This is a genomic window from Bacteroides sp. AM10-21B, assembly GCF_003472565.1.
Lineage (GTDB): Bacteria > Bacteroidota > Bacteroidia > Bacteroidales > Bacteroidaceae > Bacteroides > Bacteroides propionicigenes.
Genome location: NZ_QRME01000006.1, coordinates 130,064 through 153,281, shown reverse-complemented (window position 1 = coordinate 153,281; position 23,218 = coordinate 130,064). Strand labels below are relative to the sequence as shown.

The following is a 23,218-nucleotide window of genomic DNA, read 5'->3' as shown; positions in this document are numbered from 1 at the left end:
TAACGCGTTTTATCTCTTAAAACAACCAATAAAGTTAATAATTTAACTGAAAATCAATATATAACAAGTTCCTGATGGACTTGGATTGAATTGAAAAAAATAAAGAGATAATATAATAGTTATGAACCTTTAAATTAAAAACGCCTATGGAGTAATCAAGAGCCTATGAGAAGAATAGTTACCCTATTCCTAACCTATTTTCCCTTATCTATTTTGAAAAACATTTTAATTAACAACAAAATCATCAATCATTTATGAATGAAGATCGCATAAAACGAGGATTGGCTAATGGCAAATACCTCACCGCAGTGGCTATCAGTGCCCTGTTTTTAAGTAGCGGTAATGTGATGGCTACTCAAACTGTCTCAAACAGTTCGTTGGAAGTAACAGAACAGATGCAAACTCAGACGGTAACAGGTCTGGTTGTAGATGCTAAAGGCGAAGCCGTCATTGGTGCCAGTGTAGTGGAAAAAGGCACTACGAACGGTATTGTAACTGATCTTGACGGTAAATTTACTTTGAATGTAACCCAGGGAGCAACCTTGCAAATCTCTTTTGTAGGTTATCAGACTCAGGAAGTAAAAGCGAGCAAGAGCATGAGAATCACGCTTAAGGAAGATACTGAGCTTTTGGATGAGGTTGTAGTTGTGGGTTATGGTGTACAGAAGAAAGCCAATCTGACCGGTGCCGTATCTACTGTAGATGTATCCAAGACATTAGAGGCTCGCCCGCAATCGGATGTGACTAAAGCTCTGCAAGGCGTTGTTCCGGGCTTGTCTATCATCAACACAAGCGGTAAACTGAACAGTGAACCCTCCATAACAATCCGTGGTACAGGTACTTTAAGCAACAGTGCCAAAAGTGCTCCGCTTATTGTAGTGGACGGTGTGCCGATGGAAGATATTTCTTTCCTTAATACGCAGGATATTGAAAATATTTCTGTATTGAAGGATGCGGCTTCCACTTCTATTTACGGAACGCGTGCCGCTTTCGGTGTGGTATTGATAACTACCAAAGCAGCTAAGAAAGTGGATAAAGTAAGCGTTAATTATACCAATAATTTTGCATGGGATACCCCCAGCATTTTGCCTAACTATCCGGATGTAGCCACTCAGGCGAGAGCATTGCGTTCTGCCAACTTGCGCGCCGGACTTGACAACGAGTTGTTCGGTATGTACATGAACGATGAATTCATTTCCAAAGCTGAAAGCTGGAAAGAACGTCATGGCGGCAAGAAAGCAGGCTACCGTGAAATGGTTCCCGGTGATGACTTTGATTTGCTTGCCAACGGTAAAGGATTATACTATGCGGATTGGGATGTAGTGGGTATCATGTTCCGCAACTGGAAACCTTCACAAAGCCATAATATTTCGGTACAGGGAACCAGCGGCAAGACAAATTACTTCTTGTCATTCGGTTACAATCACGAAGAGGGCGTCATGACATTTAACCCGGACGACCTGAAGAAATATAACGCCAACATCAACCTTACAACAGACATTACCGATTGGTTGCAACTGGGAGGTCGTTTCAGTTATAGTGACAAGACTTACACCGAACCCAATACCATGCGTGACACTTATACTTATATGTGGCGCTGGGGTAGCTTCTTCGGCCCTTACGGTACTTACAACGGCATGGATATGCGAAATGATATCGCTTATCGCAAACAAGCCGGTGATGACCGCACTAAAGATTCATATACCCGCTTGGGAGCTTTCTTGAAAGCAACTATCGTTAAGGGATTGACTTTGAATGCCGATTATACATTCAATCTGCAAAACACCAATGAAAAGAGTGTAGGTTTGCCCGTAGTAGGTTATAACTCTTGGGGTGGCGATATTACCAACCCGTCTACATTCGTAACCAATAAGAGTACTTATGTATTCCAAGGTTCAGGACGTGACCATTCTTATGCATTGAACGTATATGCCAACTATGCACTGACTGTTGCCAAGAAGCATAATTTCAACGTTATGTTGGGTGCTAATGCCGAAGAAGGAGAATATGAATATCATTCTTCACAGCGTAAGGAGTTATTGGACGGAAACGTGCCGGAATTTAACCTTGCAGTCGGTGACCAAACCGTTAGCGGAAAGCATTCGGAATGGGGAACTGCAGGCTGGTTCGGACGTATCAACTATGACTATAACGGCATTTGGTTGCTGGAATTAAACGGACGTTATGACGGCTCTTCCAAATTCCCCAATGGAGACCGTTGGGCATTCTTCCCCTCAGGTTCGGTAGGTTATCGCTTTAGCGAAGAAAAATACTTTGAACCTCTTAAACGGATTGTAAATAATGCCAAACTGCGCGGCTCTTACGGTGAAATCGGTAATCAGGCTATCGGAGACAATATGTTTATTTCCACACTGAGCAAGTATACCGATGCTAAGACTCATTGGTTGGATGGTAGTGGCACTAAACTGGTTACCTATGGTATGCCGACTCTTGTATCTCCTACCTTAAAATGGGAACGTATTCAGACATTGGACTTGGGTATCGACCTCGGTTTTTTGAATAATGAATTCAATGTTACATTCGATTGGTATCAACGTACAACCCGTGATATGTTGGCTCCGGGACAAACCATGCCGGAAGTATTGGGAGCAAGCGCTCCTAAAATCAACGCAGGAACATTGAGAACACGCGGTTGGGAATTAAGCTTGGATTGGCATCATACTTTCAATGAAGTAAGAGTGTACGCTAATGCCAATATCGGTGACTTTAAGACCGTTATAACCAAATGGGATAATGACAATCCGTTGTTAAGTGAAAATTATAGTGGCAAGGTCTATGGTGATATCTGGGGCTTTGAGACAGACAGGTTGTTTACGGCGGACGACTTCAATGCTGATGGTTCTTATAAAGCCGGTATCGCTTCACAGAAAGGTTTGGAACAGGACGGTTTTGTTTATGGTCCGGGTGACATCAAGTTCAAGAATCTGGATGGCAACGACGTAATTGACGGTGGTGACGGTACGGCCAATAACCATGGTGACTTGAAAGTAATCGGTAATACCACTCCGCGTTATCAATATAGCTTCCGTCTCGGTGGTGAATGGAAAGGTTTCGACATCGATATGTTCTTCCAAGGTGTAGGCAAGCGCGATGTATGGACACAATCCGCTTTTGTAATGCCGATGATGCGTGGCGCAGATGCAATCTATGACAATCAGACGAATTACTGGACGGAAGAGAATCCTAATGCTAACGCAGAATTCCCTCGTTTGTGGCCGGGTAATGCAGGTAAAGGAACCATTTCCGTATTGGAGAAAGGTAACCATAACTTCTACCCTCAATCCAAATACTTGGTCAACATGGCTTACCTGCGTTTTAAGAATCTGACAGTAGGTTATACCCTGCCTAGAAATCTCACTCGTAAAGCCTTTATAGAGAAAGCACGCGTTTACTTTAGCGCTAATAATATCTGTGAACTTATCAATAAAAGCAAAGCTCCGGTTGACCCCGAAATTGATAGCGCTCAGGGTTATAAGTCTGCTGATGACAATGACTATGGAAACGGAACTTGGGGACGTATTGACCCGATGTACCGCACCGTATCATTCGGTCTGCAGGTAACTTTCTAAACACTTTATGTTGAACTTTAGAATAGTAACAATTATGAAGAAAATTAATATATTACTCTTAACATCGCTAATAGCTTTCAGCGGTTGTGACAGCATATTAGATAAGGCTCCATTAGATTCGTTTACAGACGATAATTTCTGGACCAATGAAAGTAACGTGTCAGGTTATGCAAATGCTTTCTATGAAGAATTTACCGGTTACGGGAACGGTGGTGGCGCCGGATTGTTTTACTATAAAACCCTGTCGGACGACCAAGCGGGAAATAGTTTTGCGGATTGGCCTAATTTGAACGTACCTGCCACTGACTCTAACTGGAAGAGTTGTTGGGAAGAAATCCGTCGTGCTTGCATTATGATGGAAAAGATACCTGCAATTACCAGCATGGATGAAGCTACCCAAAATCATTGGATTGGCGTAGCGCGCATGATGAGGGCTTGGGAGTATTATCACCTTGTACGTATGTTCGGTGACGTTCCTTGGATAGACAAATCGTTGAATATCAATGATGGGGACGTACTGTATTCTAAAAGAGAAAACCGTGACATTGTTATGGACAAAGTGTTGGAAGATATTAACTTTGCCTGCACTAACATGATTGCCGGTAAGGGTAGCAAGATTACTTTCTCTGTAGATATGGCGAATGCCATCAAAGCTGAAATATGTTTATATGAAGGAACTTTCCGTAAATATCGTAAGGTGGAAGATAAACAAGCCGCTCCCGATTTGGAAGGTGCTAAGAGATACTTGGCAGAAGCAAAAGCAGCTTGTAAGGTAATTATGGGTAAGGAATATGAGCTGAACGCATCTTATCAGGGAAATTATAACTCAACAGACTTGAGCTCTAACCCTGAAATGATTCTGTACAAAGCTTATAAGCAAAGTTTGCTCACCCATTCTCTGGTTGACTATACTTGTTCTTCTACTCAGATTAGCGGTATGACTAAAGATGCGTTTGAGGCCTATTTGTTCAGAGAAGACGGTAAGCCCTTGTCACTGACATCCGCCAATACAAGTGATTTGCCTACGGAAGTGATGGAAAAGAAAATTATAGATAAAGGTAAAGACACAGAAAAGGAAGTCACTGTCTATCGTTATTCTATCAAGGATATTTTAAAGTTGAGAGACGCGCGTTTGGAACAAACTATTGACACTTGTGTATTCTACAACGGACGTGGATTTACCCGTTTCAATGTGGGTATGGAAATGACTTCATCTACCGGATACGGTGTATCTAAATATGATAATGCAGCCATCCCTGTAAACTTTAGAAATCAGACCAGTTCCAACTACACTCATTGTCCTTTATTCTGGCTGTCTGTTATCTATTTGCAATACGCTGAAGCATCTGCAGAACTATCCGAACTTGGTGGAGAAGCTATAACACAGGCTGATTTGGATATTTCCATCAATCTGTTGAGAGATCGCGCCAAACTGCCTAAGCTGAATAAAGACGTTGATTACAAAGACCCGAAAAATACGATAGGAGTTAGTAATCTCATTTGGGAAATTCGTCGTGAACGTCGTTGCGAACTTATGTTCGACAATTGGACTCGTTATTGGGATTTGATCCGTTGGCATCAATTGGATAAATTGGATTCAACTAAGAATCCTGATATTTTGCTTGGTGCAAACCTGTCTGCCGATAAAGAAATCGCCAAGAATGAAAAGGTGACACTTGTAGGCAACTATATGGATGGCTCAAAAGATAAGACTCGTACGTTTGATGTTAAATATTACCTCTATCCGATTCCATCCGGTCAGATAGACTTGAATCCGAACTTGGCACCTAATAATCCGGGTTGGTAAGGGTTATTCAATGAATAGTCTATTATAAAAAAGTAAAGGATGTGTCCGCAGGACACATCCTTTACTTTTTTAAACTTCTTTTTCCTTAATCAGGTATTCTGCAATTTGGACGGCGTTCAATGCGGCGCCTTTTTTTATTTGGTCTCCTACAATCCAAAATGTCAGTCCGTTCTCGTTGCTGAGGTCTTTACGGATACGTCCTACGTATACAGGGTCTTTTCCGGCAAGGAACAACGGCATCGGGTATTCTTTTTCTGCCGGGTTGTCCATTAATACCAGTCCGTCACCCTTAGCAAACGCTTCGCGCGCTTCCTCGATGGAGACTGGACGTTCTGTTTCTACCCAGATACTTTCCGAGTGGGAACGAAGAGCGGGTACACGAACGCAAGTTGCGCTGACTTTAATGTCGGAATGCATAATCTTGCGTGTTTCGTTGTACATCTTCATCTCTTCTTTGGTATATCCGTTTTCTGTGAACACATCAATCTGAGGAATCAGGTTGAATGCCAACTGATAGGCAAACTTTTCAACAGTGACAGGTTCACCCGCCAAAACTTGGCGGTATTGCTCGTACAATTCATCCATGGCGGCAGCACCTGCACCACTGGCAGCTTGGTACGTAGATACGTGTACGGTCTTTATATGAGAAAGCTGTTCGATGGCTTTCAGCGCCACTACCATTTGGATAGTAGTGCAGTTAGGATTGGCGATAACACCACGCGGACGGTCTTTGGCGTCAGCGGCATTTACCTCGGGTACAACCAAAGGCACATCAGCGTCCATACGGAAAGCGCTGGAGTTGTCAATCATCACCGCACCGTACTTGGTAATGGTTTCGGCGAACTCTTTAGAGGTGCCTGCGCCTGCGGAAGTGAAAGCGATATCAACCCCTTTAAAGTCATCGTTGTGTTGCAAGAGTTTAACCTCGATCTGTTTACCGCGGAAGGTGTATTTAGTGCCGGCACTGCGTTTAGAACCGAACAACACCAACTCATCCAACGGGAAATTCCTTTCATCGAGCACTCGCAGGAACTCTTGTCCCACGGCTCCGCTTGCTCCAACAATAGCTACTTTCATTTTTCTTTTGTTTTAATATAGTTTATAAAATAGTTCTAATCTATCTATAAATGATAGAATTGGGTGCAAATTTATAACAAATTGCTGTATGACACCGCATAAAGTGAAAACTTTTTCGTTATTTTGCAGTTAAAACCTAAAACTCGCTGCGTATGGACTGGTTCAATCTCAGTTTAACACTTCCTATAACAGACCCTACATGGATATTCCTCCTTGTACTTCTTATTATATTGTTTGCGCCTATATTGCTGAATAAATTGCGTATACCTCATATTATCGGTATGATTTTGGCAGGCTTGGTGATTGGAGAACATGGCTTCAATATTTTGGTGCGCGACAGCAGTTTTGAATTGTTCGGTAAGGTCGGGCTCTATTATATCATGTTTCTGGCAGGTCTGGAAATGAATATGGGTGACTTCAAGAAGAATCGCGGAAAGGCTGTGATGCTGGGATTGCTGGCTTTTGTCATTCCGATAGGCATCGGTCTGGTCACCAATATGATGTTGCTGAAGTACAGTCTCGTGACGTCCATATTGTTGGCAAGTATGTATGCTTCGCACACGCTGGTGGCTTATCCGATTGTGATTCGTTACGGTGTATCCCGTCATCGCAGTGTAAGTATTGCTGTGGGAGGGACGGCGGTAACGGATACGCTTACGTTGTTGGTACTGGCAGTGGTGGGCGGTCTGTTCAAGGGAGAGTCCGGCGGGTTGTTCTGGCTGTGGCTGGTGATTAAGGTTGTCTTTCTCGGAGCTCTGATTATGTATTCGTTCCCGCGTATCGGACGTTGGTTTTTCCGCCGCTATGATGATAATGTGATGCAGTTTATTTTTGTGCTTGCCATGGTTTTTCTGGGAGCGGGCCTGATGGAGTTCGTGGGCATGGAAGGCATCTTGGGAGCGTTCTTGGCAGGGTTGGTGCTGAACCGTCTCATACCGCATGTGTCACCGTTGATGAATCATCTGGAGTTTGTGGGCAACGCTCTGTTTATACCTTATTTCCTGATAGGGGTGGGTATGCTGATTGATATTCATGTCATCTTCGGACAGGGAGACGCCTTGAAGGTGGCTACTGTTATGATTGTTGTGGCATTGGTGGGCAAGTGGATTGCTTCCTGGCTGACGCAGAAAATCTATAAAATGGCTCCCATAGAACGTGAGTTGATGTTCGGCTTGAGCAATGCACAGGCTGCGGCTACGCTGGCGGCGGTATTGGTGGGTTATAATATCATCTTGCCGAACGGTGAGCGTTTGCTGAATGAGGATGTGTTGAACGGTACGGTATTGCTGATTCTCGTTACGTGTGTGGTGAGCTCTTTTATTACGGAAAGGGCCGCGCGTAAGATTGCTATGTGCGAAGCACATCTGGAAGAAGAACGTACGGTTGAGGCGGAAAGGATTCTTATTCCGGTGGCGAATCCTGATACGATTGAATATCTGATGAACCTATCCTTGCTAATACGTGATACCAAACAGAAAGATAATCTGTTGGCATTGAACGTAATCAATGACAACAATACTTCCGAGGGCTTGGAACTCCGCGGCAAGAGGTATTTGGAGAAGGCGGCCATGATTACGGCTTCCGCCGATGTGCCGTTGCGCCAGATTACCCGGTATGACTTGAATATTGCTGCGGGCATTATCCATACAGCGAAAGAATACGAGGTGACTGATGTGATTATCGGCTTGCACCGTAAGGTCAATATTGTGGACTCTTTCTTCGGTATGCTTGCCGAGAACTTGCTGAAAGGTTTGCACCGTGAAGTTATGATTGCTAAGTTCCTGATTCCGATTAATACGATACGACGGATTATCATAGCCGTCCCCCCTAAGGCGGAATACGAAGCCGGATTCCAGAAATGGGTGGAGCATTTTTGCCGGATGGGCGGCACGTTGGGCTGCCGGGTACATTTCTTTGCAAATGAGGAAACGACTGTACAGTTGCAGGCATTGGTAAAGAAGAAGCATGGGCAGACCTTGACGGATTTTTCTCGTCTGGATGATTGGGGAGATTTGCTGATATTGACCGGGCAGGTGAATTATGACCACCTGTTGGTAGTGATAAGCGCGCGTAGAGGCTCTATCTCTTACGATAGTTCTTTCGAGAAACTTCCGGCGCAGCTGGGCAAATATTTCTCTAATAATAGTTTGATTGTACTTTATCCCGACCAATTGGGCGAACCTCAGGATGCTGTTTCTTTCTCTAATCCGCGTAATGAGGCGCAACACTATGAGAAAGTAGGGAAGTGGGTTTATAAATGGTTTAAGGAGGATTGAGAGGATAAGTGATTAGTGGTTAATAATTAGCGGTTAGCGATGATGGAGGATTGGAGACAGAGAACCCGGCTTTTGTTGGGCGAGGAGAAAATGGAACGGTTGCGGCAAGCGCACGTGTTGGTGGTCGGTCTTGGAGGAGTAGGCGCTTATGCGGCCGAAATGATATGCCGTGCCGGTGTGGGGCGAATGACGATTGTAGATGCGGACACGGTGCAGCCTACCAATATAAATCGTCAGCTTCCTGCTTTACACTCCACTATGGGAAGGGAGAAAGCCGAAGTTTTGGCGGCACGTTTTAAAGATATCAACCCGGAGGTACAACTGACAGTATTGCCTGTATTCCTGAAAGACGATAATATATCCGAACTGCTTGATGCTGCCTGCTATGACTTTGTGGTAGACGCTATTGATACGCTTGCTCCTAAATGTTATTTGATAGCGGAAACACTGAAGCGGCATATCAAGATTGTGTCGAGCATGGGGGCGGGAGCCAAGAGTGATATTACGCAGATACGTTTTGCCGATATATGGGATACCTATCACTGCGGATTGAGTAAGGCGGTGAGAAAACGCTTGCAAAAATTGGGGATTAAACGTAAACTTCCGGTCGTTTTCAGTACCGAGCAAGCCGACCCAAAGGCGGTGCTGTTGACGGAAGATGAACAGAACAAGAAATCCACTTGCGGAACTGTAAGCTATATGCCGGCAGTGTTTGGATGTTACCTTGCGGAATACGTCATTAAAAGATTGTAACAAGACTATCAAATAGTCAATAGTCAAATAGTAACTAAAACGATGATACGATTAGAAGGAATAACGAAGAGCTTTGGCAATTTGCAGGTATTGCGGGGTATCGATTTGGAAATAGAAAAAGGGGAAATTGTAAGTATTGTCGGTCCCAGTGGTGCGGGAAAGACTACTTTGTTGCAGATTATGGGGACACTGGATATGCCCGATAACGGTTCGGTGGCGATTGACGGTACGTTGGTGAATCTGTTGAATGAAAAAGAACTCTCCGCTTTCCGTAACAGGCATATAGGTTTTGTTTTTCAGTTTCATCAATTACTGCCGGAATTCACTGCTTTGGAGAATGTGATGATACCGGCTTTTATCGCCGGGGTGGGGCAGCAAGAGGCCAGAATTGCAGCTATTGAGATGTTGAATTTTATGGGGTTGGCGGAACGGGCTTCGCACAAGCCTAATGAGTTGTCCGGTGGCGAGAAGCAAAGGGTTGCTGTTGCACGTGCGCTCATTAATCATCCTGCAGTGGTGCTGGCGGATGAACCATCCGGAAGTTTGGACACCCATAACAAAGAAGAACTACATCAGTTGTTCTTTGATTTACGTAACCGCTTGGGACAAACGTTTGTCATTGTAACGCACGATGAAGGATTGGCACAAATTACAGACCGCACTATTCATCTGAAAGATGGGGCGGTATGTAAGGATTAGATTTTGTTCCTATTCAAAACAAACATAGTGGCTCAACTGCTCCAGATCACTCTCGGTGAATTCTTCGTAGAGGACAAATGGCTTGAGATTATGTAGTGTACCTTTCTTTTTGCGGTATTCTACAATGGCTTTTGCTTGGTAAAAGTTTATGTAAGGATGGTGGCGGAGACGTTCTATACCGACGCGGTTCAGGTTGATGCGACTGATTTCAGAGGGCGCAACAATGAACCATGTTTGCAATTGGCGATAGTCCAAATGAATATCCTGCAATTGCTCTATTTGGTAAAAACCGCCCAAACGTTGTCGGTAACCCACTATTAATCGTGCTATGCCGCTGCCTATGCCGGGAATCTTCTTCAACTCGGTGGTATCTGCATGGTTTAAGTTGAGCACTGTGCCTGCCGGATATTTATAAAGACTGTCTTTCTTTGTTTGCGGGAGAGTAAGTAGAGCGGTTGCCTTTCTTATAGTGTCTTCTGCCGTAAAATAGATGTAAGGGGAGAGTGTCCGGTATTGTTCTTCTGTCAATCCGTATACCTTTTTGAAATCTTCTGTTTTGCGGAACTTTCCCCCTTTGCTCCGATAGCGTAAGATGTTCCTTGCTATCCATGCAGGAAGGCCTAAGCGGCAGAAGGTAATGGAATCCGCACGGTTAGGGTCAAAGGGAGCTAATATGACTGTTTCCCTTTTATATCTTCCAGGCTTATTGAAGCGGGCATTCGCCTTTTTTTCTTGTTCCCGTATAGAACTGATAAAGCTATCGTATTCTTTCAGGGCGGCAGCCTGTTCCCGAATTTCTTCATCAGAAAGTTGCCGGTTGTTTTGCAGGAAAGAATAAATATGCCCGGAGAGAAAGATTAGGATAATTCCAATGATAAGAACAAGGATGCCACGTCTTTCTCCCCGGGAGAAGTATAAGAAGTCTTTAAACGGGTTTTTCATGATGGTTTATTTGAGGAAACCCAATTCATTGATGAAAATAAGCCCGATACCTATTGGAGCGATGAATTTTAGAATGAAGATTAATAATTTGTATATATGTATGTTTAAAGTTCCGTTATTGCTGACTTCTTCCCAGACAATCTTTTTGTCTAGATACCAACCGGTAAAGATGGAGATAAAGAAGCCACCCAGCGGTAACATGATTTTGGCGGTTACAAAGTCGAATAAATCGAATAGGTTAAGACCAAAGATTGTGTAATTCTTTCCTACGCCTAACGACAACGAACATAATATCCCCAGTATGATACAACCGGCCGTGACCAATCTCGCCGCCTTACCGCGTGTGAATTTGAATTCTTCATGCAGGTAGGCCGTTACAACTTCGTGTAAAGAAATGGTTGAAGTCAATGCCGCAAGTGCCAGTAAGATATAGAACATGAGTGACAGGGCGATTGCCAACCAAGGTATGCCGCCGAATGCTTGTTGAAACACATTGGGCAGTGTGATGAACAGCAAACTCGGTCCTGCATCCGGCTGGATACCTACCGAAAATGCGGCGGGGAAGATGATGACTCCTGCAAGAATGGCAACTAATGTATCGATAGCGGCTACGTTGAGCGCCGTCTTAGGCAGGTTGGTGTCATTCCTGAAATAAGAAGCGTATGTGCAGAGACACCCCATGCCAAGACTTAGTGAAAAGAATGCCTGCCCCATTGCTCCTAAGAACACGTTGCCATCCACCTTGCTGAAGTCCGGTTTTAACAGGAATTCGATACCTGCGCCTGCACCGGGCAGTGATATGGAACAAATGGCAAGTACTATCAGCAGAATGAATAGCATAGGCATCATTATTTTTGCTGATTTCTCGATACCCTTTTCCACTCCTTTTACGATGATGAAGTGGGTGGCCAACAAGAATAAAATCAACCATAGAATAGGACGCCACGGATTACTGACAAAACCATTGAAGGAAGCGATGAACTCTGCGGCTGATTTGCCGGCAAAGCTGTTGGTGGCGGCTTCTCCTATGAACTCCAAAGTCCATCCCGCCACTACCGAGTAGTAACCCAAGATAAGGAATCCGGCTAATACGCCCATTCGTCCCACCCAGCGCCATTGGGTTCCCGGAGCCAGTTTGTGATATGCTCCGGCTGTGTTGGCGCGCGAACGGCGTCCGATAAGAAATTCCGCCATCATGATAGGGATTCCTAAGATAAGAACACAAACCAAATATATCAGTATGAAGGCTGCACCGCCATGGTTGCCTGTCTCGAAAGGAAACCTCCAGATATTACCCAAACCAACTGCGGAACCGGCTGAGGCAAGTATCACTCCCAGCTTGCTTCCAAAGTTCGCTCTTTCATTTCTTGTCATAAAACGTGGATTTTTCTTACAATTCGTTATTAATAGCTCTTAAAACGTGCAAATATAGAAAATGTTCCCTACTTTTGTGCACAGATTGTTCATTATTTGAGATATGCTATATTATATTAAGAAATATCCGGTATCACTTGCGGTGATACTTACCGTAATTTACTTGTCGTTTTTTAAGCCGCCTGCCACTGAACTGGGCACTATCCCTTATCTTGACAAGGTTGTGCATATCTGTATGTATTTCGGTATGTCGGGTATGCTGTGGCTGGAATTCTTGCGGGCGCATCGCAGAGACCATACCCCTATATGGCACGCGTGGGTGGGAGCATTTGTTTGTCCGGTGTTGTTTAGCGGGGCAGTGGAGTTGTTGCAGGAGTATTGCACTACCTACCGTGGCGGTGATTGGCTGGACTTTGCAGCCAATACCACGGGAGCTGTTCTGTCATCATTGATAGCTTATTTTGTATTGAAGCCGGGGATGATGCGTAAATCTGTGGATTAGAGATAGTCTGTTACGGTGTTCAGTTTGATTCCGTTTGAACCTTTTATTAAGATTGTTTTTCCGCAGGGCTTATTCTTCCGGAGTTCGGCTATTAATGCCGGAGCGTCGGGGTAGGTGGGATAGGTGTGACGGGTTTCGGCAAACAGTTCACCTACCAGCGCTACATCCTTAAAGCCGCATTCTTCCAGATAGTCTACTATCTTTTGGTGTTCCTCGGGGCTGTCTTTCCCCAACTCGCGCATATCTCCCAATATCAGCATTTTTTGTGAGGCTTGCATATTGTGAAAGTTGCTGATGGATGCCAGCATACTTGTCGGGTTGGCATTGTAAGCGTCAATAATCAGTGTGTTGTCCGTTGTCTTTTTCAGCTGCGAACGGTTGTTGTGAGGCTCATATTCATTCAGGGCTTTGTCTATTTTCTCCGGTTCTACTCCGAAGAAACGCCCGATAGTGATGGCTGCCAAGGCATTGGGGAAGTTATATTCGCCAATCAGTTGGGTATGCACTTCATGACGCTCTCCTTCTTTCCCGGCTTTCCATTCAAAAGCAAGATAAGGGGAGTTTCCGGTGACGTGTCCATTGACATATAAATTGTCCGCTTCTCCATAGGTTATCGGATTCAGCCCCCAGGCTATTTCTGTGAGGTGAGGATTGTCCTGATGAAGAAAGATTGTGGAGTTGCTTTGCCGGCGCAGATAGTCGTACAGTTCACCTTTAGTCCGGACAACGCCTTCAAAAGAACCGAATCCTTCTAAATGGGCTTTTCCTACATTGGTGATGATTCCATAATCTGGTTCGGCTATTTCTACCAGTTCCTTGATGTCTCCGGGATGGCTGGCTCCCATTTCCACCACGCCAAGCTCGTGTTCGGCTTTCAGGCGGAGAAGGGTGAGCGGCACACCGATTGGATTGTTCAGGTTTCCCAGTGTGTACAGTATGTTGTACTTTTGCGACAAGACGGCAGATATAAGTTCCTTGGTCGTAGTCTTGCCGTTGGTTCCGGTGATGCCGATGATGCGTGTGCCCAGTTGGCGGCGATGATAGTTGGCAAGTTGCTGCAGGGTATGCAGGCAGTTGTCCACTAATATATAATGTATATCTCCGGCGGGGGCATAGGCGGCTTCGTCCACAACCGCGTAGGCGCTTCCTGCTTCCAGCGCTTTGGAGGCAAAGGCATTGCCGTTGAATGTATCGCCTTTCAGGGCGATAAACAATGAGCCTTTCGGGCAGCTGCGGCTGTCGGTGGTGACGCCGGTGCAGCTAAGGAATATTTGATAAAGAGTGGTTATATCCATGATTTTCTATTCTTTGGTTTTCAATGGTAAGGTTAGCAAGAACCGGCAGCCGTTCGTGTAGTTCGGGTCGAGCGTAAGGTTGCCACCCATCTTTTCTGCGCAAATGCGTCCGATGGACAGTCCCAGTCCGGTGCCTTGCGCAAAGGTATCTATCTTAGTGAAACGTTCGAATACAAACTCTTGTTTGTCCGCGGGGATGCCTATCCCGGTATCTGTCACACTGAAGATGATATGTTGCTGTTCCTTGTCCGTGTGCCAACCAAGAGTAATATTACCGTCTGACGTGAATTTCGAGGCATTCTTCAGCAGGTGAGAGAGTATTTGGCAGATGCGCTTCGGGTTGGTATAAAAGCCAAATTCCTCCTGCTCTGCCTGCAGTCTGAGCGTAACTCCCGGTTTAAGGTCGTTAGTGGCTTTTTCAAGGCACTCCCGGCATAATCTCGTAGCATCTGCCGGAATATCGGTCGGTATCTCTGTGCCACTGTCCAAACTCGAAATATCCAATACGTCTTCTACCAGTTGTAGCAGGTTGTTGCTGCCTTGCTCTATGATACCGGCATATTCTTGCGCTTCCGTACTTTCACCGCTGATACTGCTTAGTATCTGGGAGAAACCCACGATAGAGTTTAGGGGAGTACGGATTTCGTGACTCATGTTCTGTATGAATTCCGTTTTCATTATGCTTGCCTGTTCGGCGCGCTCCTTTGCGATGAGCAGTTCCTGCTCGGAGATAAGCAGCCGTTTGTTTTTCTCGGAAATTGCTTTTTGAGATGTCTTGAGTCTTCCGTTGAGCAGGTGCTCACGGTAGAAGAATATCGAGCCGAGGATTAGCAGTACAATTAGCAGTACAATGATGCGTTGCTTATTTGCCAGATCTTGCTGTTGGGCCTTTTGCTGAAGTTCCGCTTTTTCAATGTTGAGCTTTTCCACTCCTAATATGGCGGAGAATTCTCCGGCGGCAATATCCTCATGAATCCGGTTTATGGAATCGGTCTTCTGGATATATGCACTATAATATTCGACTGCTTTGGCAGTATTTCCCATTTCCCTGTAGATGATTGCTTTGCTCAATAATTCATCTCCCCAAGAGACTTTATTTGCATAATTCCGGGAGATATATTCCTGTACGGATAGCGCTTTGGCAGGTTGGCGGGTAGCCATGTAATAGTTTCTTTCGTTCTGATAATAGTCAGTAGCCATTCGCTGCACTTCTTTTTCCTCATCCAATAGCTTTTTGGCTTTCTGCAGGCATTCTTTTGCTTTGGGATATTCTTTAAGGGCTTGATAGTAATCGGCGTATCTTAAGTAAAAGTAATATTCCTGCTGAGCGCTATATATATACTTTTCGGCTTTGTCCAGACATTCTTTGGCTTTATCCATCTCTCTCAAAGTACAATAGAAAGAGGCCAGCAGGGAGCATGTATTTCCCAGATTATAGGTGTCGATGTTGTACTTCAGGGTAATTTCTATTTCTTTTTCCCGAGCTTCGGCAGCCTGCTTAAAAAGTCTTTTGGTTTGGTAAATGGAACTCAATATATTGTAAGCATTTGCCATTCCGGCGGGATAGTTGTCTTGCTCAGCCTGCTTCATCATTTTATCGGCTTCGTACAAAGCCATATTGTATTGGCGTTGTTTGATGTAATAGTTGATGAGCCTTTTGCTCCATGCAAAATAGTAATACTTAGGCTGGTTTGTCTCTGTAGAGAACTTCTTTACCAGTTCTACGTAGTACAGGATACTGTCTTTGTTTTTGTTTTGAAAGTAATGGTGGTCCAGCTTGTTGGTTAAGGCTACTGCCTGCATACGCAAGTCTTTTTTTTCGCCTGCCATGCGGAATAAAGTATCTGCCATCTGCATGATGGCGGGAGATAAAATCTCTGCCTTGCAGCGCAGATAATAGTCGTATAGAACACTATCCACGTTGTATTCCTTCATTGCGTTCTTTTGTTGTCCTTGCGCAGATGAGCCATAGAGCATAAAAGAGAAGCACAGAACGCAGAATAAGATGGTAAAGAATTGTTTGGAACTTACCTTCATGATAAATACTTGTATATTGTGAACAAAGATACTTTATTTTTTGAACTTGGTGCACCAACAAAGGCTTTTTTGTTTACATTTGCAGTTATCTAATAAAAAAGAACTGTCAATGAAAGCTCTGCAATCCAAATATATAAATGTCAACGGTTTCTTGTTAGACCTTTCTTCTCCTTGTGTCATGGGGATTCTCAATGTCACTCCCGATTCTTTTTATGCCGGTAGCCGTATGCAGACGGAAATCGATATAACGCGCCGCATAGAACAGATAGTGACCGAGGGGGCGGGCATCATCGATGTCGGCGCTTACTCTTCACGTCCTAATGCGGAGAATGTGTCGCCCGATGAAGAAATGGAACGTCTGCGTATGGGACTGGGTATTCTCAGGAAAGTACAGCCCGACGCGGTTGTCTCGGTAGATACTTTCAGGGCGGATGTGGCGAGGATGTGTGTTGAGGAGTATGGAGTGGCAATCATCAATGATATTGCAGCCGGAGAAATGGATGACAATATGTTCCGTACTGTTGCCGACCTGAATGTTCCGTACATCATGATGCATATGCAGGGTACGCCGCAAAATATGCAGCTGCATCCTCATTATGATAATCTGCTGAAAGAGGTATTTATGTATTTTGCCCGTAAAGTGCAGCAACTGCGTGATATGGGCGTCAAAGATATTATTTTGGACCCGGGGTTTGGCTTCGGCAAGACCGTAGAGCATAATTACGAACTGTTGGCTCATTTGGAGGAGTTCCGTATTTTTGAACTTCCTTTGTTGGTCGGTGTCTCACGTAAATCGATGATTTACCGTCTGTTGGGAACTACCCCTCAAGATGCGCTGAATGGTACAACCGTATTGGATACCATTTGTTTGCTGAAGGGGGCTGATATACTTCGTGTGCACGATGTGCGGGAAGCGGTGGAAACGGTGAAAATCGTGGAAGCAATGACTGCTGCCGGTTCTGCATCGGGTGCAAATTATTAATCGCTAACCATTAATCGCTAACGACCGTGTTTTTTGAATTTGGCATAAAAGATTTTATAGACATCCTGCTGGTGGCTTTCCTGCTTTACTATACGTACAAGCTGATGAAAGCCTCCGGGTCTATCAACGTGTTTACGGGTATTCTTGTGTTTATCCTGATTTGGCTGGTGGTCTCCCAAGTGTTGGAGATGAAACTTTTAGGGTCTATCTTCGACAAGTTGGTCAGTGTGGGCGTGCTTGCGCTTATCGTCCTGTTTCAAGACGAGATACGGCGTTTCCTGCTTACGCTCGGTTCACATCAGCATGCCAGTGCGCTGGTGCGTTTCTTCACCGGGAATAAGAAAGAGAGCATGGAGCATGATGAAATAATGCCTGTGGTAATGGCGTGTATCAGTATGGGGAAACAGAAAGTAGGTGCGCTGATTGTCATTGAACACAATGTGCCTTTGGACGATGTGGTGCGGACGGGAGAGGTAATCAACGCCGATATAAACCAGCGTCTGATAGAGAACATCTTCTTCAAGAACAGCCCGTTGCACGACGGGGCTATGGTCATCAGCAAGAAGCGCATCAAGGCTGCGGGATGTATCTTGCCTGTGTCGCACAATCTGGATATTCCGAAGGAACTGGGGCTGCGCCATCGTGCAGCTATGGGCATATCGCAGGTGTCGGATGCTCATGCGATTATTGTGTCGGAAGAGACGGGTTCTATTTCTGTTGCCTATAAGGGGCAGTTCTATTTGCGCTTGAGCGCGGAGGAATTGGAGAGCCTTTTGACAAAAGAAATTTAAATGAAACCGGATGTTTCTATCGGCTTGTAAGTGGTTGATAACCAATGCGGTTTCTGTAGGGTAGTCTCAGTCGTATACTGAGATGCCCTAAGTATACGACTGAGGCTACCTCCATATACGACTTATTTCCCATGATTCTGTGTATGTAAAGATAAGTAACTTATAATTCATAATTTATAACTGAATAGAATGGATAGACGAAACTTCTTACGAACCGGCGGAATGGCCGTCTTGGGTTCACTGGCTATGCCGTCGTTGGCTATGCCGGAGTCTGTGCGCGGAGCGTTGGGCGGGGCGGACAATAAGTCAGCTGTTGCTGCTGCCATCAATCATTTTGGCGTGACGGAAGCCGATTTAAAGAAAGTAATGGCCGTTGCTTTGGAAAAAGGAGGCGATTACGTAGATTTGTATTTTGAGCATACGTTCAACAATGATGTGAGTCTGATGGACGGCAAGGTAAATAACTGCGGTTCCAACATTGATTTTGGTATGGGAGTGCGTGTGCTTGCCGGCGACCAGAGCGGCTATGCATACGTGGAAGGTGTTACTTTGGAAGAGATGTTACGTGCCGCGCGCACTGCCGCCCGCATTGCATCCTCGGGCAAGGCGGGCAAACCGGTAGGGCTGACGGAGAAGACAATAGCCCGAAACCGCTATGTTGTGACCTCTCCTTGGGAAGATGTGAGCGTAAAAGAGAAGATTCCTTATCTGGAAAAACTGAATGAGAAGATTTTCTCTTTGGATAATCGTGTCCGCAAGGTGCAGGCCTATTTGCAGGATAGCACGTCGCACGTGTTGTTCTGTAATTCGGAAGGCGTCAGTTACTACGATTACCGTCCGATGGTGTCTTTCATGGCGGTTTGTATCATGGAAGAAAACGGTAAGATGGAAAACGGTTATGCCGGCAGGTCCTATCGTCGGGGTTTTGAGTTTATGACAGACGATGTTGTAGACGTGATTGCCCGCGAGGTGGTGGACCGGACAGCTATCCTGTTTAAGGCCATCAAACCCAAAGGCGGTGAAATGCCTGTTGTAATGGGTGCAGGCGGTTCCGGCATCTTGTTGCATGAGGCTATCGGTCATGCTTTTGAGGCGGATTTCAACCGTAAGGACATATCCATATTCTCCGGCCAGTTGAATAAGAAAGTGTGCAACGAGCATATTAACGTGGTGGATGACGGTACAATCCCCTTCAACCGCGGTTCTGTGAACTTCGACGATGAGGGTGTGGAGGGACAGAAAACGTATATTGTCCGGGAAGGTGTGCTCACCAGCTATCTGCACGACCGTATCAGCGCCAAACATTATGGCGTGAATCCCACCGGAAACGGTCGCCGCGATACGTTCCGCAACCTGCCTATTCCCCGTATGCGCGCTACGTATATGGAAGCCGGCAATATGAAAGAAGCGGATATTATTTCCACTGTGAAGAACGGTATTTTCGTAGATACGTTTACGAATGGTCAGGTTCAGATTGGAGCCGGTGACTTTACTTTCTTTGTGAAGTCCGGTTACTTGATTGAGGACGGCAAGCTGACGCAGCCCATTAAGGATATCAACATCATAGGCAATGGTCCGAAGGCATTGGCAGACATAACAATGGTTGCCGACAACGACAAGATTGACAATGGTACATGGACTTGCGGCAAAGACGGGCAGTCTTGTCCCGTGACGTGCGGTATGCCGTCGGCATTGGTCAGCAAACTCACTGTAGGAGGAGAAAATTAAATACTAACGGATAATTGATAGCTGATAATGTTTCTCTAATTATCAACTGTCAACTGTTAACTATCAATTAAGAATATGATTACGGACAATAATAAAAAACTGGCACAGTGGGCAATGGATTATGCCCTGAAGAACGGATGCCGGGCAGCAAAGTTGGTGCTGTATTCCAACTCCAACGCTTCATTTGAACTGCGTGATGCCAAAATGGACAAATTGCAGCAAGCTTCGGAAAGCGGGCTTAGCATCAGTCTGTATGTCGATGGCAAGTATGGCTCTTACTCAACCAACCGTTTGGATAAGAAGGAATTGGAGTCGTTTATAAAGAATGGTATCGAGTCCACGCGCTATCTGGCTGTGGACGAAGCGCGTGTATTGCCGGACGCTTCCCGCTATTATAAAGGTGGAAAGCCTGATTTGCAATTGTTCGACAAGCGATTCGAAACTATCAATCCGGATGATAAGGTAGCCGTTGCACGTGCTGCCGCAGAGGAGGTTTTGGGTAAGGATAGTCGTATCATCTCCGTAGGTACTTCGTACAGTGACGGTGAGAATTCTTCTTACCGCTTGACAAGCAACGGTTTTGAGGGAGAGTCCAAATCCACTTGGTTCTCAGTGTCTGCAGATGTAGCGATGCGGGGAGAGGGAGAAGCCCGCCCGTCTTCTTATTGGTATGAGTCGGCTTTGTTCTATGATAAGCTGGTGAAGTCGGGTATAGGCGTGAACGCTCTGGAACGTGTCCTGAAGAAACTCGGACAAAAGAAGGTGGCTTCCGGTAAATACACGATGGTGGTAGACCCTATGAATTCGAGTAATCTGCTCAGTCCGGTATTGAGTGCGTTGTACGGTTCTGCATTACAGCAAAAGAATTCTTTCCTGCTGGACAAACTGAATACAAAAGTAGGTGCGGGATTGCTGAATCTTATGGATGAACCTCATATGATAGGTGCAAGGGGCGCACGCTATTTTGACAGCGAAGGCGTGGCAACAGAACCGCGTTCTGTATTTGAAGACGGAGTGCTGAAAACATACTTCATCGACACTTACAATTCCAAGAAGATGGGAGTGGAACCTACCGTTAATTCTCCTTCCTTATTGATACTCAAACCGGGTAATAAAGATTTGAATGGTCTGGTGGCGGATGTGCAGAAAGGTATCTTGGTTACCGGTTTCAACGGAGGTAACTGCAACAGCAGTTCCGGAGACTTCTCGTACGGCATTGAGGGATTCTTGATTGAGAATGGCAAGCTGACCCAACCAATCAATGAAATGAACGTGACAGGTAATATGATTACCCTTTGGGCTTCTTTATCCGCTGTGGGCAATGATCCCCGTATGTCTTCCTCTTGGCGTATTCCTTCATTGGTATTTGAGGGTGTAGACTTCAGCGGATTGTAGCAAATGCTAATTCAGCATCAGACTCATATAAGGGTATACTGGTGATAATATTTTTTCGGCAAGTTCGCCGATAGTAAGTGCCAAGTGGCTGCCCGGCAGACGCTTGGCACTATTCATACATTTACCGTTGTTCAGATAATAGTAACCGTTGTTGGCACTGATTTGCAGGTCTGTAAGTGCGATGTTCATTTCCTGTTCCGGATGCTTGGCTGCATATTGTTGCAGTATCGTTTTGGCGTTGATGATGCGTGCCATGCCCAGTACTTGTGAGTCTTGCTGTGCCGCAGGCGGAGCAATGACCCGGGCGGACGGGATATTCAGCTGTTCGCAGATACGTTGCAATAATAATGAGTGCATATCGGGTGTTTCCGCAACGACCTCTCCGATTTGCCAACTGCTCTCTGTCGGATATGCGACAGACATAGCCAGAATCTTATCGCCTTGATTTAATGTGTAAATACATCCGTTGCCTAACTGCAAATCAGCGATGATTACCCGAAAGTCCTCTTCCGTGTGCTGGATGCAATAAGAACGTTCCCTCAGCTTTCGGTCTAAATAGCGGTATGTCTCTTCTTGATAGTCATTAATCTGATGTAGGACAACCGTTTCATCAGCGATAATCTTGTCTGAAGCAGTGAAGAGAGTTGAGGCATACTTGAATACAGGTGCGTACCCCACACCGGCATAATAGCCGAACAGCCACGGCTCTGCCGGAATCAATGTAGAGATACACACATCATCCCGTTGCATACGGGCAAATGCTTGTGACAGCAACTCACGCATAGCCCCGCGGTTACGATAATCGGGATGCGTACAGGCGCCTGATATGTAGCCGGTCTTGATTTCTCCTTCTCCGAAGGTCATGGGATAAGGTAATATTTGCAAGGCGGCAATCACTTCTTCACCGCTTTGAATGGCTATGTTGACGTCATTGCTGTAACGCAAGCGGAAATACATATCCGTAAATTCTTCGCTGTCGTTAAAACATAGTTTCCATAAGTTCTTTACTTTTTCCCGCATCGTTTCACCTCCTTATCATAACCTTACCACTTAATGGCTTCCACCGGATGTTCCTTTAAGCAGGCAATGTATTTTTCCAAGATAATGGCGGGTTGGTAGGAGAGTTTGGCTTTTCGCAGTCCCTCAATACCCAAGTCCTCTTCCCGGTTGATGTAGATGTATTGTTCCGGGATATGGTTGGCAAATTCATAATTAATCATGGCATAAGCGCCGTCTATACCGGTGTCGGCCTTTTCTACGTGTACTCCAAAGGTGTCCTGGTTGATAGGCATACCGAACGTAAAAGCCGCAATTTTGCCTTCCACATGAAGAATGCCTCCCGTCAGTCCCAACGCATCAAAATTATGCAGGGCATATATCAATGCGCGGCGTTCGTTGCCTGTGCCTTCATGCTGGTCGCAGTTGTTGACTTTGCACCATTCCGCTTCCAAATCGAGGCATTCCTGAATGCGGTCGGCTGTAATGGGAGTATACTCGTAATTATAAGTCTTCTTGAATTTATTGATATGGTTTCGCTTTGCTTGGAACTTCTTGCCGGACAGGGTTGCGAGGTCAGAGCGCAGATACACATAATCGGCATAGTCCCGATCTGCCGTGAACTGAAATCTGCCGGGCATAAAAGTTTCCAGTTCGGAACACATTCCGGCACAGATACCTAACAGGCAAAAAGGCTCTCCTTCACGGTTGGCATCTTCTATCAGCGCATCCAGTACCTTGTTTAAATCACCGTTGCCGATAGGCATCATATATACAAGTTCTCCGTCTGCCCAGAATTTCAATAACAGGAATCCGTCCATAATGGCAAACTTTGTGTTGTATAAGAACCGCCAACTGCATAAGTTGGAGAATGAAAGATCGCAATTCCGGCGCGGACTGTTCAGCGTGAAAGAGGTAATAACATCTTTGTCTTTTAGTTCGATATCTTTAAATGGAATCATAAATAATTTCTA

Annotated in this window: 17 protein-coding genes; 10 read left to right on the top strand and 7 right to left on the bottom strand. The window is 45.2% G+C overall.

Annotated elements, in window-relative coordinates:
• The first annotated feature begins 254 nt into the window (after positions 1-254).
• Positions 255-3,590 (top strand): SusC/RagA family TonB-linked outer membrane protein, encoded by a 3,336-nt coding sequence (locus tag DW121_RS09565; protein WP_118323652.1) that lies wholly within the window; start codon positions 255-257, stop codon positions 3,588-3,590.
• Positions 3,591-3,624: 34 nt separating this feature from the next.
• Positions 3,625-5,397: a RagB/SusD family nutrient uptake outer membrane protein gene (locus DW121_RS09560; protein ID WP_118323651.1), complete on the top strand. Its 1,773-nt coding sequence runs from the start codon at positions 3,625-3,627 to the stop codon at positions 5,395-5,397.
• A 69-nt stretch (positions 5,398-5,466) separates the two neighbouring features.
• On the opposite strand, the gene DW121_RS09555 is transcribed toward DW121_RS09560, so the two are convergent.
• Positions 5,467-6,474: an aspartate-semialdehyde dehydrogenase gene (locus DW121_RS09555; protein ID WP_118323650.1), complete on the bottom strand. Its 1,008-nt coding sequence runs from the start codon at positions 6,472-6,474 to the stop codon at positions 5,467-5,469.
• Between the two features lie 152 nt (positions 6,475-6,626).
• Here DW121_RS09555 and DW121_RS09550 point away from each other — a divergent pair, with 152 nt between their 5' ends.
• Genes DW121_RS09550 through DW121_RS09540 form a run of 3 tightly spaced genes read left to right on the top strand, consistent with a single transcriptional unit; the run spans position 6,627 to position 10,202 of the window.
• Positions 6,627-8,750 carry a cation:proton antiporter gene (locus DW121_RS09550; protein ID WP_117711619.1) on the top strand — a complete coding sequence of 708 codons (2,124 nt, stop codon included), beginning with the start codon at positions 6,627-6,629 and terminating at the stop codon, positions 8,748-8,750.
• 42 nt (positions 8,751-8,792) lie between these two features.
• Complete coding sequence (locus DW121_RS09545; RefSeq protein ID WP_117711702.1) at positions 8,793-9,503, top strand: ThiF family adenylyltransferase; 711 nt, start codon at positions 8,793-8,795, stop codon at positions 9,501-9,503.
• Between the two features lie 42 nt (positions 9,504-9,545).
• Positions 9,546-10,202, top strand: a complete 657-nt coding sequence (locus tag DW121_RS09540; RefSeq protein ID WP_117711618.1) for an ABC transporter ATP-binding protein — start codon at positions 9,546-9,548, stop codon at positions 10,200-10,202.
• 9 nt (positions 10,203-10,211) lie between these two features.
• On the opposite strand, the gene DW121_RS09535 is transcribed toward DW121_RS09540, so the two are convergent.
• Both DW121_RS09535 and DW121_RS09530 read right to left on the bottom strand, forming a co-directional pair.
• Positions 10,212-11,144: a ComEA family DNA-binding protein gene (locus tag DW121_RS09535; RefSeq protein ID WP_117711617.1), complete on the bottom strand. Its 933-nt coding sequence runs from the start codon at positions 11,142-11,144 to the stop codon at positions 10,212-10,214.
• 6 nt (positions 11,145-11,150) lie between these two features.
• Positions 11,151-12,518 (bottom strand): sodium-dependent transporter, encoded by a 1,368-nt coding sequence (locus tag DW121_RS09530; protein ID WP_118323649.1) that lies wholly within the window; start codon positions 12,516-12,518, stop codon positions 11,151-11,153.
• A 103-nt stretch (positions 12,519-12,621) separates the two neighbouring features.
• Here DW121_RS09530 and DW121_RS09525 point away from each other — a divergent pair, with 103 nt between their 5' ends.
• Positions 12,622-13,020 (top strand): VanZ family protein, encoded by a 399-nt coding sequence (locus DW121_RS09525; protein WP_118323648.1) that lies wholly within the window; start codon positions 12,622-12,624, stop codon positions 13,018-13,020.
• Here DW121_RS09525 and DW121_RS09520 read toward each other — a convergent pair.
• Positions 13,017-14,315 (bottom strand): UDP-N-acetylmuramoyl-tripeptide--D-alanyl-D-alanine ligase, encoded by a 1,299-nt coding sequence (locus DW121_RS09520; RefSeq protein ID WP_118323647.1) that lies wholly within the window; start codon positions 14,313-14,315, stop codon positions 13,017-13,019. The two genes, DW121_RS09525 and DW121_RS09520, sit on opposite strands and share 4 nt — an antisense overlap.
• 6 nt (positions 14,316-14,321) lie before the next feature.
• Entirely contained in the window at positions 14,322-16,352 is a 2,031-nt protein-coding gene (locus tag DW121_RS09515; RefSeq protein WP_117711613.1) for an ATP-binding protein, read from the bottom strand.
• Positions 16,353-16,461: 109 nt separating this feature from the next.
• Here DW121_RS09515 and folP point away from each other — a divergent pair, with 109 nt between their 5' ends.
• The 4 genes from folP (at position 16,462) to DW121_RS09495 (ending at position 21,248) form a co-directional block, all read left to right on the top strand.
• The gene (gene folP, locus DW121_RS09510) at positions 16,462-17,334 is read left to right on the top strand and encodes a dihydropteroate synthase (protein WP_118323646.1); all 873 of its coding nucleotides are present in this window, start codon (positions 16,462-16,464) and stop codon (positions 17,332-17,334) included.
• Between the two features lie 26 nt (positions 17,335-17,360).
• Positions 17,361-18,125, top strand: coding sequence for a diadenylate cyclase CdaA (gene cdaA / locus DW121_RS09505; RefSeq protein ID WP_117711611.1), 765 nt, complete (start codon positions 17,361-17,363; stop codon positions 18,123-18,125).
• Positions 18,126-18,314: 189 nt separating this feature from the next.
• Complete coding sequence (locus DW121_RS09500) at positions 18,315-19,853, top strand: TldD/PmbA family protein (protein ID WP_118323645.1); 1,539 nt, start codon at positions 18,315-18,317, stop codon at positions 19,851-19,853.
• A 75-nt stretch (positions 19,854-19,928) separates the two neighbouring features.
• Positions 19,929-21,248, top strand: a complete 1,320-nt coding sequence (locus tag DW121_RS09495; RefSeq protein WP_118323644.1) for a TldD/PmbA family protein — start codon at positions 19,929-19,931, stop codon at positions 21,246-21,248.
• Positions 21,249-21,254: 6 nt separating this feature from the next.
• On the opposite strand, the gene DW121_RS09490 is transcribed toward DW121_RS09495, so the two are convergent.
• Positions 21,255-22,268, bottom strand: a complete 1,014-nt coding sequence (locus DW121_RS09490; RefSeq protein ID WP_117711608.1) for a GNAT family N-acetyltransferase — start codon at positions 22,266-22,268, stop codon at positions 21,255-21,257.
• A 23-nt stretch (positions 22,269-22,291) separates the two neighbouring features.
• Positions 22,292-23,206, bottom strand: coding sequence for a DUF2156 domain-containing protein (locus DW121_RS09485; RefSeq protein ID WP_117711607.1), 915 nt, complete (start codon positions 23,204-23,206; stop codon positions 22,292-22,294).
• Between the last annotated feature and the right edge of the window lie 12 nt (positions 23,207-23,218).

What these genes read in the sequence shown, in the direction of transcription:
- DW121_RS09530 (WP_118323649.1), bottom strand. Translation starts at nt 12,518, where the DNA reads ATGACAAGAAATGAAAGAGCGAACTTTGGAAGCAAGCTGGGAGTGATA.
- DW121_RS09495 (WP_118323644.1), top strand. Translation starts at nt 19,929, where the DNA reads ATGATTACGGACAATAATAAAAAACTGGCACAGTGGGCAATGGATTAT.
- folP (WP_118323646.1), top strand. Translation starts at nt 16,462, where the DNA reads ATGAAAGCTCTGCAATCCAAATATATAAATGTCAACGGTTTCTTGTTA.
- DW121_RS09550 (WP_117711619.1), top strand. Translation starts at nt 6,627, where the DNA reads ATGGACTGGTTCAATCTCAGTTTAACACTTCCTATAACAGACCCTACA.
- DW121_RS09560 (WP_118323651.1), top strand. Translation starts at nt 3,625, where the DNA reads ATGAAGAAAATTAATATATTACTCTTAACATCGCTAATAGCTTTCAGC.
- DW121_RS09555 (WP_118323650.1), bottom strand. Translation starts at nt 6,474, where the DNA reads ATGAAAGTAGCTATTGTTGGAGCAAGCGGAGCCGTGGGACAAGAGTTC.
- DW121_RS09565 (WP_118323652.1), top strand. Translation starts at nt 255, where the DNA reads ATGAATGAAGATCGCATAAAACGAGGATTGGCTAATGGCAAATACCTC.
- DW121_RS09490 (WP_117711608.1), bottom strand. Translation starts at nt 22,268, where the DNA reads ATGCGGGAAAAAGTAAAGAACTTATGGAAACTATGTTTTAACGACAGC.
- DW121_RS09545 (WP_117711702.1), top strand. Translation starts at nt 8,793, where the DNA reads ATGGAGGATTGGAGACAGAGAACCCGGCTTTTGTTGGGCGAGGAGAAA.
- DW121_RS09515 (WP_117711613.1), bottom strand. Translation starts at nt 16,352, where the DNA reads ATGAAGGTAAGTTCCAAACAATTCTTTACCATCTTATTCTGCGTTCTG.
- DW121_RS09525 (WP_118323648.1), top strand. Translation starts at nt 12,622, where the DNA reads ATGCTATATTATATTAAGAAATATCCGGTATCACTTGCGGTGATACTT.
- DW121_RS09485 (WP_117711607.1), bottom strand. Translation starts at nt 23,206, where the DNA reads ATGATTCCATTTAAAGATATCGAACTAAAAGACAAAGATGTTATTACC.
- DW121_RS09520 (WP_118323647.1), bottom strand. Translation starts at nt 14,315, where the DNA reads ATGGATATAACCACTCTTTATCAAATATTCCTTAGCTGCACCGGCGTC.
- DW121_RS09540 (WP_117711618.1), top strand. Translation starts at nt 9,546, where the DNA reads ATGATACGATTAGAAGGAATAACGAAGAGCTTTGGCAATTTGCAGGTA.
- DW121_RS09535 (WP_117711617.1), bottom strand. Translation starts at nt 11,144, where the DNA reads ATGAAAAACCCGTTTAAAGACTTCTTATACTTCTCCCGGGGAGAAAGA.
- DW121_RS09500 (WP_118323645.1), top strand. Translation starts at nt 18,315, where the DNA reads ATGGATAGACGAAACTTCTTACGAACCGGCGGAATGGCCGTCTTGGGT.